Source organism: Nakamurella sp. GG22 (assembly GCF_052976845.2).
Window position 1 is genome coordinate 1 of the sequence record NZ_JBRIIO020000057.1, and the last position, 15,027, is coordinate 15,027.

Here is a 15,027-nt window from a genome sequence, read left to right on the forward strand (position 1 = left end):
GGGACCTGCGAAAGGTCATGCCGTACAGCGGCTACGAGGACTACGAGTTCGAGGTTCCGACCTCGACCGACGCCGACTGCTACTCGCGGTTCCTGATCCGGCTGGCCGAGATGTGGGAATCGCTGAAGATCATGAAGCAGGTGGTCAAGCGGCTCGAAGAGCCCGGCCCCGTGATGGTGGCCGACCCGAAGGTGGGCTGGCCGGCTCAGTTGTCGATCGGTTCCGACGGGATGGGCAACTCGCTGGAGTACATCCGCAAGATCATGGGCCAGTCGATGGAGTCGTTGATCCACCACTTCAAGCTGGTCACCGAGGGCTTCGAGGTCCCGGCCGGGCAGGCCTACGTTGCCATCGAGAACCCACGAGGCGAGATGGGCTGCCACGTGGTGTCCTCGGGCGGTACCCGGCCATGGCGAGTCCACCTGCGCGACCCCGGTTTCGTGAACCTGCAGGCGATGCCGGCGATGGCGGAGGGTTCGATGATCGCCGACGTTGTCGCCGCGGTTGCGTCGATCGATCCGGTGATGGGTGGGGTCGACCGATGACGACAGCGAGTGAGCATCGCAGGCGCCCCGGCGCCCGCGAGCGCGGGGGAGTGAGCATCGCAGGCGCCCTGGCGCCGAGGCGCGGAGCGACCCCAGAGCGAGCCATCGGTAGAGAGCGGAACGAGCGCGGAGTCGAGAGGTGTCACCGATGAGTGAACACAACAGGCGGATCGGCGTCCCGGTCTTCCTGCCGTCCACCGTCGTCTTCGACGAGCTGACGCACGCGCGGGCCGACGAGATCATCGCCAAGTACCCGGAGTACCGGTCGGCGTTGCTGCCGCTGCTGCACCTCGTGCAGTCGGTGGAGGGGTTCGTCTCGCAGCCGGGCGTCGAGTTCTGTGCGACCAAGCTGCAGCTGACCGACGCGGAGGTCTCGGCGGTCGCGACTTTTTACACGATGTACAAGCGCACGCCCTGCGGTCAGCACCTGGTGAGCGTCTGCACGAACGCGCTCTGCGCCGGGCTCGGCGGCGACGCGATCTACGCGACCCTGTCCCAGCACCTCGGTGTCGGTCATGAGGAGACCTCGGGGGAGCCGGGTACCACCGGTTCGATCACCCTCGAGCACGCGGAATGTCTGGCAGCCTGCGATCACGGGCCGGTGCTGCAAGTCAACTACGAGTTCTTCGACAACCAGACCCCGGACGGCGCTCTCGACCTGGTGACGGCCCTGCAGGCGGGGGAGCGGCCGTCGCCGACCCGCGGCGCACCGCTGACCGACTTCAGGTCGGTCGAACTCGAGATCGCCGGTATCTACCCGGATCTCGAGTCCCGCGTGGAGGCGCCGACCGCTTCCGTGCCGACGCTGCGCGGCGCGGTGCTGGCCGAGCACACCGATCAGCGCGCCCCGACGATGCCCGACTCCTTCGAGATGCCGGCGCTGCCGGAGAAGAAATGAGGAGCCAGCGATGAGCACTCCGGCCGATCCGTCCCCGAACGGGACGACGCCAGCAGGCGAACCGGCGCCCGCAGCGGTGCCGCCGCCCGCGGCATCGCCCGTCGAGCAGTCCGTGGCGAAGGAAACCGGCCCGGGCACCTTCAGCTCGCCCGGTACCGGCGAGGCGCCGGATCCCATCCCGGTGACGATCAGTCCGGCTGTCGCCCCGCCCGCCGAGCCGAGCGGACCGATGTCGGTCGCCGATGCGCTCCGCGGGGCCGCCCCGGCGCGCGGCGAGCGATTCCCGACCCCGGCCGACGGAGCCGCCCCGCTGACGCCGGTGCTGACCCGGCGGTGGGCATCACCCCGGTCCTGGAGCCTTGACACCTACCGGCAGCTCGACGGCTACCAGGCGCTGCCGGCCGCCCTCGCGGTCGATCCCGGCCGGCTCACCGAACTGATCAAGAATTCCGGTCTGCGCGGCCGCGGCGGCGCCGGTTTCCCGACCGGTCTCAAGTGGTCGTTCCTGCCGCAGGGCGACACCAAGCCGCACTATCTGGTGATCAACGCCGACGAGGGCGAACCGGGGACCTGCAAGGACATCCCGCTGATGATGGCCGATCCGCACTCGTTGATCGAAGGCTGCATCATCACCTCCTACGCGATCCGCGCGCCGTTCTGCGCGATCTACATCCGCGGCGAGGCGGTGCACGCGATGCGCCGGATGCAGCACGCGGTGAACGAGGCGAAGGCCGCCGGGCTGCTGGGTAAGAACATCCTGGGCTCGGGATACGACCTGGAGATCGTCGTGCACGGCGGCGCCGGCGCGTACATCTGCGGTGAGGAGACCGCCCTGCTCGACTCGCTCGAAGGGCGCCGCGGCCAACCGCGGTTGAAGCCGCCGTTCCCGGCGATCGCCGGTCTGTACGCCTGCCCGACGGTCGTCAACAACGTGGAGACCATCGCCTCGGTGCCGGCGATCCTGCTCGGCGGCTCGGACTGGTACCGCTCGATGGGCACCGAGAAGTCGCCGGGGCCGAAGATCTACTCGCTGTCCGGGCACGTCACCAACCCCGGTCAGTACGAAGCCCCGATGGGAACCACGCTGCGCCAGTTGCTGGTCTCCGCCGGCGGCATGCTCGACGGCATCCCGCTGAAGTTCTTCACCCCGGGCGGGTCGTCGACGCCGATCTTCACCCCCGAGCACCTCGACGTGCCGCTGTCCTTCGACGACGTCGCGGCCGCCGGTTCCATGCTCGGCACGACGGCGCTGATGTGCTTCAACGAGACCGTCTCGGTGCCGTGGGCCGTCTGGAAGTGGCTCGAGTTCTACAAGCACGAGTCGTGCGGCAAGTGCACACCGTGCCGCGAGGGCACGGGCTGGCTGGTGCAGATCCTGCGCCGGATCGTCTCCGGGGCAGGCACCCTCGAGGACCTCGACACGATGGCGGACGCCGCCGGCAACATCGCCGGACGGTCGTTCTGCGCGCTCGGTGACGCCGCCGCGACACCGATCCTGTCCAGCTTCAAGTACTTCCGATCCGAGTTCGAGGATTTGGTCACCGGTCGCACTCCGCCGGTGGTCGAATCACGTCTGCTCGTGGGGGCTCACTGATGACCCAGGTTGCGACTCCACCCGCCGGTGCGCCCGCGCCGGAACCGGAACCGGTTCCGGAGGGGCACGTCCGGCTCACCGTCGACGGCGTCAGCGTTATCGCGCCCAAGGGTGAGCTGGTCATCCGCACCGCGGAACGGATCGGCATCGCCATTCCGAGGTTCTGCGACCACCCGCTGCTCGAGCCCGTCGGCGCCTGCCGGCAGTGCCTCGTCGAGGTCGAGATGGGCGGCCGTCCGATGCCCAAGCCGCAGGCGTCGTGTACCCAGACCGTCGCGGACGGCATGGTGGTCAAGACCCAGCTGAGCTCCCCTGTCGCCGAGAAGGCGCAACGCTCGAACCTCGAATTCCTGCTGCTGAACCACCCGCTCGACTGCCCGATCTGCGATAAGGGCGGCGAGTGCCCGCTGCAGAACCAGACCCTCGCGAACGGTTCCGCGGTGTCCCGGCTGCGCGACCCGAAGCGGGTGTTCGTCAAGCCGATCGCCGTGTCCAGCGAGATCCTGCTGGACCGCGAGCGGTGCGTGCTGTGCCAGCGCTGCACCCGGTTCTCCGACCAGATCGCCGGTGACCGGTTCATCGATCTGCTCGAACGCGGGTCCGCGCAGCAGATCGGGATCAACTCCGAAGAGCCGTTCCAGTCCTACTTCTCGGGCAACACCATCCAGATCTGCCCGGTCGGTGCGTTGACGTCGGCCGGCTACCGGTTCCGGGCCCGGCCGTTCGACCTGGTCTCCACCGACACTGTCTGCGAGCACTGCGCGAGCGGCTGCGCGATGCGCACCGACCACCGGGCGGGCGCCGTCACCCGACGACTGGCCCGCACCGACCCGGACGTCAACGAGGAGTGGAACTGCGACAAGGGTCGTTTCGCCTTCCCGTACGTCCGTGAGGCCGACCGGCTGACTCGCCCGCTCGTCCGCGGCGAGGACGGCGAACTGCACGAAGCCTCCTGGACCGAGGCGATGGCCGTCGCAGCTCGAGGCCTGCTGGCCGCCCGGGAGTCCGGCGGTGTCGGCGTGCTGACCGGCGGCCGGCTGACCGTCACCGACTCCTACGCCTACGCGAAGTTCGCCCGGCTCGCACTGCGCACCAACGACATCGACTTCCGGGCCAGGGCGCACTCTGCCGAGGAAGAGGCCTTCCTCGCATCCCGGGTCGCCGGCACCTCCCCCGAGCGCGGCGGCGTCACCTACGCCGGCTTGGAGAAGGCATCGGTCGTCCTGCTCGTCGGCCTCGAACCGGAAGAGGAATCGCCGATCCTGTTCCTCCGCCTGCGCAAGGCGGCCCGTCGTGGCCTCGCCGTGTTCTCGGTGTCGTCCGTGCTGAGCGCGGGCCTGCACAAGCTGTCCGGAACGCTCGTCGGCGCCGTCCCCGGCACCGAGCCGAGCGTGCTGGCCGGGTTGGCCGGCGAAACCCTCGCCGACGCTGGTGTTCCCGACGCGGCCGAGCGCAATCGGCTCGGCGCCGCCCTGCGCACACCCGGCGCCGTCGTGCTGGTGGGCGAGCGGGCGGCCCAGACCCCCGGTCTGCTGAGCGCCGTCAGCTCACTGGTCGACGCCACCGGTGCCCAGCTGGCGTGGGTTCCACGCCGAGCGGGTGAGCGCGGTGCGCTGGACGCCGGCGCGATCGGCTCCGTGCTGCCGGGCGGTCGCCCACTGTCCGATCCCGCCGCCCGGGCGGAGGTCGAGGCAGCTTGGGGCGCATCGATTCCCGAGACACCGGGCCGTGACACCGCCGGGATCCTGGCGGCGGTGGGCATCGCCGAGCCCGATCTCGCGGAGGACGCTGCGGAGCCTGCGGAACCAGGCCTAGCCGGTCTGGTGATCGGTGGTGTGGAGATCTCGGACCTGCCCGATCCCGCCGCAGCACTGGCAGCGGTGGCCAGCGCCGGTTTCGTCGTCAGCCTGGAGATCCGGGCGAGCGCCGTCACCGAACTGGCCGACGTGGTGTTCCCGGTGGCCGCCGTCGCGGAGAAGTCCGGGGCTTTCGTGAACTGGGAGGGCCGGCTGCGGCTGTTCGACGCCGCCCTGCCCGAGGCCGGCATGCTCGACGAGGCCCGGATCCTGGACACCCTCGGCGTCGAGATGGACGTCGACCTGTACACGCAGACCGCCGCGGCGGCTGCCGGTGAGATGGCCCGGCTCGGTGTCTGGAGCGGTTCCCGCCCGGCCTTCCCCGTGGCGGACTCTGCTGGTGTTGATCATGACGTAACTCGCGCAGGCAACGGCGTGTCGGGGCCCGATCCCGCGAGTTTTGCCATGATCAACAGGGCCGATGGTGCGGGTGCGGGGGCCGGCTTCGTGCTTGCGTCCTGGCGGATGAACCTCGACGGTGGCCGCGGCCTCGACGGGGAGCCGCACCTGATGGGCACCGCCCGGCCGGACGTGGTGCGACTGTCGCCGGCCGATGCGATTGCGTTGGGCGTGAACAGCGGTGACGCGGTGACGGTGCGTGGCCCGCTCAGCTCGATCACCCTCCCGCTCGTCGTCACCGGGATGGTGAACGGCGTTGTCTGGCTGCCCGCGCACATCGATGGGGTGGCAACCTCCGGACGGCTCGGCGCGACGGTGTCCGATGTCGTGCAGGTTGTGCCCGCGGTCGGCCTGCCACCGGGTGGCGGGCCCGGCTTCGGTCAGGGCAGTTTCGATCAAGGCAGTTTTGATCAAGGCAGTGCCGGCGCCTCAGGAGGGGAACGCTGATGAGCGCATCATTCTCGACCATCGCGGCCGCGTACCGCGCCGCCGCCGAGAACGTTCCGCTCGCCCCGGACGGGTCGGTCGAGCCGCTGCTGGCCGACGATCCGTGGTGGTTGGCGCTGGTGAAGGCCGTCCTGGTCATGGTGATGCTGTTGCTGCTGACCCTGTTCGCGATCTGGTTCGAGCGCCGGGTCGTCGGCCGCATGCAGCACCGGCCTGGGCCGAACTGGAACGGCCCGTTCGGGCTCCTGCAGTCGCTGGCCGACGCACTGAAGCTGCAATTCAAGGAAGGCATCATCCCGGCGCGGGCGGACAAGGTCGTCTACATCCTTGCGCCGGCGTTCGCCGCGATCCCGGCGTTCCTGATCTTCTCGATCATCCCGGTCGGCGGCGAGGTCAGCATGTTCGGCGAGCAGACCGCGCTGCAGCTGATCGACCCACCGGTCGGCGTGCTGGTGGCGCTTGCCCTCGCTTCCGTCGGTGTCTACGGCATCGTGCTCGGCGGCTGGGCGTCCGGATCCACCTACCCGCTGCTCGGCGGCCTGCGGTCGGCCGCACAGATGATCTCCTACGACGTCGCGATGGGCCTGTCGTTCGTCGCGGTGTTCCTGTACTCCGGCACGCTGTCCACCGCCGCGATCGTCAACCAGCAGACCCCCGGCTGGTACGTGTGGCTGCTCCCGGTCTCGTTCGTCGTCTACTGCGTCGCGATGGTCGGCGAGACCAACCGCGCCCCCTTCGACCTCGCCGAGGCCGAGGGCGAGCTGGTCGGCGGCTTCAACACCGAGTACTCGTCGATGCGCTTCGGGCTGTTCTTCCTCGCCGAATACATCAACATGATCAACGTCTCCGCGATCGCCACCACGCTGTTCCTCGGCGGCTGGCGCGCGCCGTGGCCGGTGAGCCTGTTCCCGTGGGCGAACACCGGTTACTGGACGATGCTCTGGTTCTTCATCAAGGTGCTCGGCTTCGTCTTCGTGTTCATCTGGCTGCGTGGTTCGCTGCCACGGATCCGCTACGACCAGTTCATGTCCATCGGCTGGAAGGTGTTGATCCCGGTCTCGCTGGTCTGGATCGTGCTCGTCGGGGCCGTCCGGGTGCTGCGCAACTCGGAGGGCTTCACCACCACCGAGGTGCTGCTGTGGGTCGGGATCCCGCTGGCGCTGCTGCTGATCGCGGCGGTCGCATGGCCGGGCAAACGCGGCGACGACGAAGAGGACTTCGAGGACGACGCACTGGCCATCGAGGAGCGAACGGCGGACGGATCGGCCACTGTGGTCGCGCCACCGCTCGGTCGCTACCCGGTCCCGCCGATGGATCTCAAGGTGCCCGTCGCACCGATCCGCGCAGCGCGCACCGAACAGCGCACCGAACAGACCGGGGACCACCGGGTTGCCGTGCCGAGCGGCGCGCGATCCGGCACCAACGAACTGCCGGGAGGCAGCGATGTCCTTTCTTGATCCCGTCAAGGGATTCGGGGTCACCTTCTCCACCATGTTCAAGCCGGTGGTGACGGAGGACTACCCGAAGAACCCCGAGCAGCCCGCGAAGCGCTATCACGGCCGGCACCAGCTGAACCGTCATCCCGACGGCCTCGAGAAGTGCGTCGGCTGCGAGCTCTGCGCGTGGGCGTGCCCGGCGGACGCGATCTTCGTCGAGGGCGCCGACAACACCGACGAAGAGCGGTACAGCCCGGGGGAGCGGTACGGGAAGAACTACCAGATCAATTATCTGCGCTGCATCGGTTGCGGGCTGTGCATCGAGGCGTGCCCGACCCGGTCGCTGACCATGACCAACGAGTACGAGCTCGCCGATGACGAGCGCCAGCGGTTGATCTACACGAAGGACATGCTGCTCGCGCCGCTGCTGCCCGGAATGGAACAGCCGCCGCACCCGATGCGGCTCGGCGACCACGAGGACTACTACGCGAAGGGTCCGGAGCTCCTGCGGGACGCCCCGAGCGGCCAGCGGGCGGCAGGGGTGGCCGGCGAAGGGTCGATTGTCGGGGAGCCGGCGTCTGCTCGGGCTGCCGGCCCGGAGATGTCCGAGGCGGAAGAGGCGGGGACCGCGGTGCCGGTCGCGAGCCAGACCGGGACGCCGTCGTGATCACCAGCGCTCTGGCCGTCACCGCGGCGGCCGCGGCCGAGGTCATCGATTCCGGTGGCGAACTGATCGCCTTCTGGGTGCTCGCGCCGCTCGCGCTGCTCGGGGCCGTCGGCATGGTGTTCTCCAGGGTGGCGGTGCACTCCGCACTCTGGCTGGTGCTCACCATGCTCTGCCTGGGCTGCCTGTACATCGCCCAGAACGCCGAGTTCCTCGGCTTCGTGCAGATCATCGTCTACACCGGCGCGATCATGATGCTGTTCCTGTTCGTGCTGATGCTGACCGGCCGGGACGCGGGCGACTCCACCTTCGAGGTCCTCAAGCGGCAGCGGATCATCGCCACCGTCATCGGCATCGCCTTCGTGACGCTGCTGGTCACCGGTCTGCTCCGGGCGCTGGACAACGTGCCGTCGGTCGGCCTGACCGCGGCGATGGCGGATCGCGGGCCGATCGGCTCGATCGCCGAACTGCTGTTCACCGACTTCCTGTTCCCGTTCGAACTGACCAGTGCGCTGCTGATCACCGCGGCCACCGGCGCGATGGTGCTCACGCACATCGAAAAGGCGCCGGGCGAACGCAAGACGCAGCGCCAGCGGGTGCACGAGCGGATGCGCTCGGACCGGATGTCGCCGTTGCCCGGCCCCGGGGTGTTCGCCACCTCGATGTCCAACGCCACTCCGGCGTTGCTGCCGGACGGCTCGATCGCCCCCGGGTCGGTGTCCGACCTGGTGGAGATGTCGGAGAGCGAGAACGTCGCCCGCCGGTTCCGCAGCGGCCGGACCCTGACCGAGATCGAATCGGCCGAGCACCCGCGCCGGCCCGATGAGGACGGCGACCTGGCGGACGGCGACCTGGCCGACCGTGACCTTTCGGACCGTGACCTGTCCGATGCCGACCGGGCCGACGGGGGGCGTGCGCGATGACGCCGAACCACTACCTGGTGCTGTCCGCGCTGCTGTTCGGGATCGGCGCCGTCGGCTTCCTCGTCCGCAAGAACGCCATCGTCGTCTTCATGTGCGTCGAGCTGATGCTGAACGCGGTGAACCTGTCGCTGGTGACGTTCTCGAACCTCTGGGGAAACCTCAACGGCATCGTGTTCGCGTTCTTCGTCATGGTGGTCGCCGCGGCGGAGGTGGTCGTCGGTCTGGCGATCATCATGTCCATCTTCCGAAGTCGGCGGAGTGCCTCCGTCGACGACGCGAACCTGCTGAAGTTCTAGATCGTGGAGCGAGCACAGTGAAGGAATCAGGGCAGTGACGGGTATCTACGGCGCGTCGGTGCTGCTCATCGCACTGCCGTTGGCCGGTGCGATCGTGCTGCTGCTGGGCGGACGGAGGCTGGACCGGGTCGGGCACCTGATCGGGTGCGCGACCGTGATCGCGGCGTTCGTGCTCGGTTTGGTGATCTTCGCGAACGTGCTCGGCGACGCGGCCACCGATCGGATGCATGACGTCTCGGTGTTCACCTGGATCCAGTCCGGGTCGCTGAACATCGACTTCGGTTTGTTGATCGATCCGCTGTCGCTGACCTTCGTGCTGCTGATCACCGGCGTCGGTTCGCTGATCCACATCTACTCGATCGGCTACATGGCCCATGACGCCGACCGGCGAAAGTTTTTCGCCTACCTGAACCTGTTCGTCGCGGCGATGCTGCTGCTGGTGCTCGGCAACTCCTTCGTCACCCTGTACGCGGGCTGGGAGGGCGTCGGTCTCGCGTCGTACCTGCTGATCGGCTTCTGGTCCGACCGGCCGGCCGCGGCCACCGCCGCAAAGAAGGCCTTCATCATGAACCGGGTCGGTGACGTCGGCCTGGCGCTGGCCATCTTCCTGATCTTCAAGGAAACCGGCACCGTCTCGTTCAGTGGCGTTTTCTCGCAGATCGAGGAGGTCGCGGCGCAGTCGCCGGGGACGGTCACCGTCATCGGGTTGTTGCTGCTGCTCGGCGCCTGCGGCAAGTCCGGTCAGGTGCCGCTGCAGGCCTGGCTGCCTGACGCGATGGAGGGCCCGACCCCGGTCTCCGCCCTCATCCACGCCGCGACGATGGTCACCGCCGGCGTCTACCTGATCGCCCGCTCGGCGCCGATCTTCGACCTGACGTCCGACGGCGGGCTGGTCGTCGCGATCGTCGGCACGGTGACCCTGCTGGTCGGCTGCATCGGCGGCTGCGCGAAGGACGACATCAAGAAGGTCCTCGCCTACTCCACGGTGTCGCAGATCGGCTACATGTTCCTGGCAGTCGGTCTCGGCGCGGGCGTCTACGCGCTCGGCATCCTGCATCTGCTCACCCACGGCTTCTTCAAGGCCGGACTGTTCCTCGGCGCCGGCTCGGTGATGCACGGGATGAACGACGAGGTCAACATGCGGCACTACGGCGGGCTTGCCCGCAAGATGCCGATCACCTTCGTGACGATGGCCTGCGGCTATCTCGCGATCATCGGCTTCCCGTACTTCTCGGGCTTCTTCTCCAAGGACCCGATCATCGAGGCCGCCTTCGCCGCAGAGGGTGCGGAGGGCTGGATCCTCGGCTCGGCCGCGCTGCTGGGCGCCGGCATCACCGCGTTTTACATGACCCGGCTGATGATCATGACCTTCTTCGGTGAACCGCGCTGGAAGGAACTCCGCTCGGCCGACGGCCGCGAGTACCACCCGCACGAGTCCTCGCCGGTGATGACCGTCCCGATGATCATCCTGGCGATCGGTTCTGTCGGCGCCGGTTGGTTCCTGGCCACCGGCGACCGGTTGATGAACTGGCTGGCCCCGTCGGTCGGTCCCTATGAGCACCCCGAACCGCCGGTCGCGCCGATCGTCATCACGCTGGCCACGCTGGCCGTCGTCGCGCTCGGCGTGTTCGTCGCCTACTGGATCATCGGCCGCCGGCCGGTGCCGGTCGCGGCCCCGATGCCGGTCAGCCCGGTCGTCGCGCTGGCCCGCGCCGACGTGGGCGGCAATGCGATCAACGAGGCGTTGTTCGCCCGGCCCGGCATCTGGCTGACCGGTGCGTCGGTGTTCGCCGACGCGAAGGGCATCGACGGCGCCGTCAACGGCACGGCTGCGGCGCTGGGCGGTCTCTCCGGCCGATGGCGGCACTGGCAGAACGGCTTCGTCCGGTCCTACGCCCTGTCCATGTTCGCCGGCACGCTTGCCGTCGTTCTGATGCTCCTGGTGGTGAGGTCGGCGTGAACTCCGTCTACTTACTGGCTCTGATCGCGATTCCCGCGCTCGGTGCGCTGGTGCTCGCCGGGATGTCCGGCGCGCCGGTCAGAACCGCGAAGTTCACCGCGCTCGGCTTCTCGCTCGCCGAACTGGTCGTCGTCATCGCCCTGTGGATCGCCTACCGCTCGTCGATGGGTGACGCCGCGGCGCAGGTCGCCGTCCCGTTCCGGGAGACGTTCTCGGTCGACTGGATCGCGTCGTTCGGAGTGAGTTTTTCGCTCGGCGTCGACGGCATCTCGCTGACGATGATCGCGCTGATCGCCGTCCTGATGCCGATCGTGCTCGGCGCGTCCTGGGAGGAGAAGCTCCCGGTCGGCCGCACGATCGGCGGCTACTTCGCCCTGCTGCTGGCCCTGCAGGCGGCGATGGTCGGGGTGTTCGCCGCGACGAACGTCTTCCTGTTCTATGTGATGTTCGAGGTCATGCTGATCCCGATGTACTTCCTGATCGGGGCGTTCGGCGGGGTCCGGCGGGCGTACGCGGCGACCAAGTTCTTCCTGTACTCGCTGCTCGGCGGCCTGCTGATGCTGGCGTCTCTGATCGGCCTGTACGTCGCGTCGGCCGATGTTCTCGGCGCCGGCACGTTCGACTGGGTGACGCTGCGCTCGATCGCCAACCAGATCCCGGAATCCACCCAGATGTGGATCTTCGCCGGCTTTGCGATCGCCTTCGCCATCAAGGCGCCGCTGGTGCCGCTGCACACCTGGCTGCCCGACGCCGGTACCGAGGCCCCGGTGGGCGCCGGCACCCTGCTGGTCGGCGTGCTGGACAAGGTGGGCACGTTCGGGTTCCTGCGGATCTGTCTGCCGCTGCTGCCGGCCGCGAGCGCGAAGCTCGCCTGGGTCATCATCCTGCTGGCCGTGCTCGGCATCATCTACGGCGCGATCGTCGCCGCCGGCCAGAGCGACCTCAAGCGCTTCGTGACGTTCACCTCGATCGCTCACTTCGGCTTCATCGCGCTGGGCGTCTTCGCGTTCACCACCCAGTCGATCGCCGGTGCTGCGCTGTACATGGTCAACCACGGTCTGGCCACCGGGCTGCTGTTCATCGTCGTCGGGATGCTCACCGCCCGCGGCGGCTCGAAGCTGATCGGCGATTACGGCGGCGTCTGGAAGGTCGCACCGATTCTCGGCGGGGTCTTCCTGATCGCCGCGCTCGCGACCGTCGCGCTGCCCGGCACCAACTCGTTCATCTCCGAGTTCCTCGTGCTCATCGGCACGTTCACTCGGTACCCGGGCTGGGCCACCGTCGCCACCATCGGCATCGTTCTGGCTGCCGTCTACATGCTGTGGATCTTCCAGCGCACGATGACCGGTCCGGTCCGTGGTGTCGCCGTTCTCGGCGGCGCCCACCGTGGTGACGACTTCGGCAACTTCGGCCTGGACGACGGCCCCCGCGGCGGGAGCGGTGGCCTCGGCGACGGCGGCCCCGGGAGTGGTGGCGAGCGTGTTCCGGTCACCGCCGGCGCCCCCGCCCTGACCGGCGGCGCGCACCGCTCGGCGCTGCAACCGGAGGGGGCCGGCCCGACCGGCGACTCCACCGCGGAGTCGCCGCACGAGCCGAGCCGGATCCGTGCCCGATTCGGCGACCTGACCGCACGCGAGATCGCAGTGGTGACACCGCTGGTGCTGCTGATCCTGCTGCTCGGCGTGTACCCGCAGCCGGTGCTCGACGTCATCAATCCCACCGCGGAACGCACGATGGTCGACGCCGGCTACACCAACCCGCCGCCCGCAATTGACGCTCCCATCGAAGGTGGCAGTTGATGGATCTCCTCTCGACCCTGGTGAGTGCGCCGACGGACCCGATCGCCGCTCCGGCCATCAGTTACAGCGAGACCGCCCCGGTGCTGATCCTGTTGGCCGGCGCCGTCATCGCGCTGCTCTTCGAGGCTTTCGTGCCGCGCCGGTTGCGCTTCCCGGTGCAGTCCTCTTTCGCGTTCGTCATCATCACGGCCGCTCTCGGCTGGACGCTCTGGGGTAAGAGCCAGGAGGACTACGGCGTGACGTTCGGCGGCGCACTCGCCGTCGATGCCGGCACCTATGTCATGTGGACCGTGCTGCTGCTGCTCGCACTGCCGTCGATCCTGTTGATGTCGGACCGGGTGTCGGAACCTGGGGGCGCGTTCGTCACCCAGGCTGCCGCGCGGATCGGATCGGCCCGGGACCGGGCGGCCGCGAAAATCGCAGCCCCGATGCAGACCGAGGTCTTCCCGCTGGCCCTGTTCGCGGTCGCCGGGATGGCGATCTTCCCGGCGGCCACCGACCTGGTGACGTTGTTCGTCGCCCTCGAGGTGCTGTCCCTGCCGCTGTACCTGCTGTGCGGGCTCGCCCGTCGGCGCCGGTTGATCTCGCAGGAAGCCGCGGTCAAGTACTTCCTGCTGGGCGCCTTCACCTCGGCGATCTTCGTCTACGGACTGGCGCTGCTGTACGGGTACTCGGGCTCCACCCAGTTCGCGGCGATCGCTGCGCAGGCGAGGGCCGGCGACAGCAGCGACATCCTGATGCTCGGCGGTCTTGCACTCGTGTTGGTCGGCTTGCTGTTCAAGGCCTCCGTCGGCCCGTTCCACCTCTGGACACCGGACGTCTACCAGGGTGCGCCGACCCCGATCACCGCCTTCATGGCGTCCTGCACCAAGGTCGCGGCCTTCGCGGCGATGCTGCGGGTGTGCATGGTCGCGCTCGAGCCGATGACTTGGACCTGGCAGCCGGTGCTCGGCGTGATCGCCGGCGCGTCGATGGTGATCGGCGCCGTCATCGGCATCACCCAGACCGACATGAAGCGCATGTTGGCCTACTCGTCGGTCGCGCACGCGGGCTTCATCCTGCTGGGCGTGCTGGCGATGTCCGAGCAGGGCGCGTCGGCCACGCTGTTCTACCTGCTGACCTACGGGTTCGCCACGATCGGCGCGTTCGCGGTGCTGACCGTCGTCCGCAAGGGTGACGGCGAGGCCTCGCACGTCTCCGACTGGGCCGGACTGGCCAAGCGGTCCCCGCTGCTTGCGCTGGCGATGAGCCTGTTCCTGTTGTCGTTCGCCGGCATCCCGCTGACCGCCGGATTCATCGGGAAGTTCAGTGTCTTCTCCGCGGCGATGGCCTCCGGGTTCGGCGGTCTGGTGGTGCTGGCCATGGTCGCGACGGCCGTCACCGCCTTCTTCTACCTGCGCATCGTCGTGGTCATGTACTTCGCCGAACCGGCCGGTCAGTTCCCGCCGCCGGAGCGGGTGACGGTCGGCGCCGCCTCTGGCGGTTCCGCCGCGCCGTCCGGGTCGGCCACCGGTCCGAGCGCGGCAGGTGCAAGCTCGGCAGGTGCGAGCCCGGCAGGATCGAGGGCCGCAGGATCGAGCCCGGTCACCACCGGGGCGCCGTTCGTGGTGGTTCCCGGCGTGTTGACGGTCATCGTGATCGCCGTCGCCGCACTGGTGACGGTCGGCCTGGGCCTTTTCCCGGGGCCGGCGCTGGACTGGTTGACCGTGCCGCTGCCGATGCTGTCGTGAGGTCCCAGCGTGTGAGGTTCCAGCGTGTGAGGTCGCAGCTTGTGAGGCCCCAGCTTGTGAGGCCCCAGCTTGTGAGGCCCCAGCTTGTGAGGCCCCAGCTTGTGAGGCCACAGTGTTGCTGACATCACCATCGGAACCGGGCACGTCGACGGCTGACATAGGCTCGGTAGTGTGAACGCCCCTACCATCCTCGCCGGCATCGAGCTGGCCGACCCGCGCCTGTCGGCCCGGGTCTCCTCCGGGCTGGTCAGGGTGGAGGATCTGCTCGAGCGTGAACTGATCAGCGAGTTCGGGTTCGTCACCGAGGCGGCGTCGCACCTGATGCACGCCGGCGGCAAGCGGTTCCGCCCGCTGTTCACCCTGGTGGCGGCCGGTGTCGGTCCGCATCCGGAGGCGGAAGAGGTCATCATCGCGTCCGCCGTCGTCGAGTTGATCCACCTCGCGACGCTGTACCACGACGACGTCATGGACGAGGCGGAC

General features: G+C 68.7%; 12 protein-coding genes. All 12 read left to right on the plus strand.

Annotated elements, in window-relative coordinates; genetic code table 11:
• Positions 1 to 545: NADH-quinone oxidoreductase subunit D-related protein (locus tag ACVBEQ_RS27495; RefSeq protein ID WP_447156614.1), on the plus strand; the 545-nt coding region annotated here is incomplete at its 5' end.
• Between the two features lie 148 nt (positions 546 to 693).
• Entirely contained in the window at positions 694 to 1,443 is a 750-nt protein-coding gene (nuoE, locus tag ACVBEQ_RS27500) for an NADH-quinone oxidoreductase subunit NuoE (RefSeq protein WP_447156615.1), read from the plus strand.
• A gap of 229 nt (positions 1,444 to 1,672) precedes the next feature.
• A complete protein-coding gene (nuoF, locus tag ACVBEQ_RS27505) occupies positions 1,673 to 3,037 on the plus strand; it encodes an NADH-quinone oxidoreductase subunit NuoF (RefSeq protein ID WP_447156623.1) in 1,365 nt (454 codons plus the stop codon).
• On the plus strand, positions 3,037 to 5,739 hold the full coding sequence (locus tag ACVBEQ_RS27510; protein WP_447156616.1) for an NADH-quinone oxidoreductase subunit G: 2,703 nt from the start codon (positions 3,037 to 3,039) through the stop codon (positions 5,737 to 5,739). Before nuoF ends, ACVBEQ_RS27510 begins: the two co-directional genes overlap by 1 nt.
• A complete protein-coding gene (gene nuoH / locus ACVBEQ_RS27515) occupies positions 5,739 to 7,196 on the plus strand; it encodes an NADH-quinone oxidoreductase subunit NuoH (RefSeq protein WP_447156617.1) in 1,458 nt (485 codons plus the stop codon). The genes ACVBEQ_RS27510 and nuoH overlap by 1 nt, the downstream gene beginning before the upstream one ends.
• Positions 7,183 to 7,842, plus strand: a complete 660-nt coding sequence (nuoI, locus tag ACVBEQ_RS27520) for an NADH-quinone oxidoreductase subunit NuoI (protein WP_447156618.1) — start codon at positions 7,183 to 7,185, stop codon at positions 7,840 to 7,842. The genes nuoH and nuoI overlap by 14 nt, the downstream gene beginning before the upstream one ends.
• Positions 7,839 to 8,762 carry an NADH-quinone oxidoreductase subunit J gene (locus tag ACVBEQ_RS27525; protein WP_447156619.1) on the plus strand — a complete coding sequence of 308 codons (924 nt, stop codon included), beginning with the start codon at positions 7,839 to 7,841 and terminating at the stop codon, positions 8,760 to 8,762. The genes nuoI and ACVBEQ_RS27525 overlap by 4 nt, the downstream gene beginning before the upstream one ends.
• Complete coding sequence (gene nuoK, locus ACVBEQ_RS27530) at positions 8,759 to 9,058, plus strand: NADH-quinone oxidoreductase subunit NuoK (protein ID WP_447156620.1); 300 nt, start codon at positions 8,759 to 8,761, stop codon at positions 9,056 to 9,058. The genes ACVBEQ_RS27525 and nuoK overlap by 4 nt, the downstream gene beginning before the upstream one ends.
• 43 nt (positions 9,059 to 9,101) lie before the next feature.
• A complete protein-coding gene (gene nuoL / locus ACVBEQ_RS27535) occupies positions 9,102 to 11,018 on the plus strand; it encodes an NADH-quinone oxidoreductase subunit L (RefSeq protein WP_447156624.1) in 1,917 nt (638 codons plus the stop codon).
• A gap of 62 nt (positions 11,019 to 11,080) precedes the next feature.
• Positions 11,081 to 12,817 carry a complex I subunit 4 family protein gene (locus tag ACVBEQ_RS27540; RefSeq protein WP_447156625.1) on the plus strand — a complete coding sequence of 579 codons (1,737 nt, stop codon included), beginning with the start codon at positions 11,081 to 11,083 and terminating at the stop codon, positions 12,815 to 12,817.
• A complete protein-coding gene (nuoN, locus tag ACVBEQ_RS27545; RefSeq protein ID WP_447156621.1) occupies positions 12,817 to 14,547 on the plus strand; it encodes an NADH-quinone oxidoreductase subunit NuoN in 1,731 nt (576 codons plus the stop codon). The genes ACVBEQ_RS27540 and nuoN overlap by 1 nt, the downstream gene beginning before the upstream one ends.
• Positions 14,548 to 14,718: 171 nt before the next feature.
• Positions 14,719 to 15,027 (plus strand): polyprenyl synthetase family protein (locus ACVBEQ_RS27550; RefSeq protein WP_447156622.1); only part of this gene is annotated, 309 nt, incomplete at its 3' end.

Bases quoted from the DNA above. Each gene is read 5' to 3' on its own strand.
- nuoE (WP_447156615.1), top strand. From the start codon at position 694: ATGAGTGAACACAACAGGCGGATCGGCGTCCCGGTCTTCCTGCCGTCC.
- nuoF (WP_447156623.1), top strand. From the start codon at position 1,673: ATGTCGGTCGCCGATGCGCTCCGCGGGGCCGCCCCGGCGCGCGGCGAG.
- ACVBEQ_RS27510 (WP_447156616.1), top strand. From the start codon at position 3,037: ATGACCCAGGTTGCGACTCCACCCGCCGGTGCGCCCGCGCCGGAACCG.
- nuoH (WP_447156617.1), top strand. From the start codon at position 5,739: ATGAGCGCATCATTCTCGACCATCGCGGCCGCGTACCGCGCCGCCGCC.
- nuoI (WP_447156618.1), top strand. From the start codon at position 7,183: ATGTCCTTTCTTGATCCCGTCAAGGGATTCGGGGTCACCTTCTCCACC.
- nuoK (WP_447156620.1), top strand. From the start codon at position 8,759: ATGACGCCGAACCACTACCTGGTGCTGTCCGCGCTGCTGTTCGGGATC.
- ACVBEQ_RS27540 (WP_447156625.1), top strand. From the start codon at position 11,081: ATGTCCGGCGCGCCGGTCAGAACCGCGAAGTTCACCGCGCTCGGCTTC.
- nuoN (WP_447156621.1), top strand. From the start codon at position 12,817: ATGGATCTCCTCTCGACCCTGGTGAGTGCGCCGACGGACCCGATCGCC.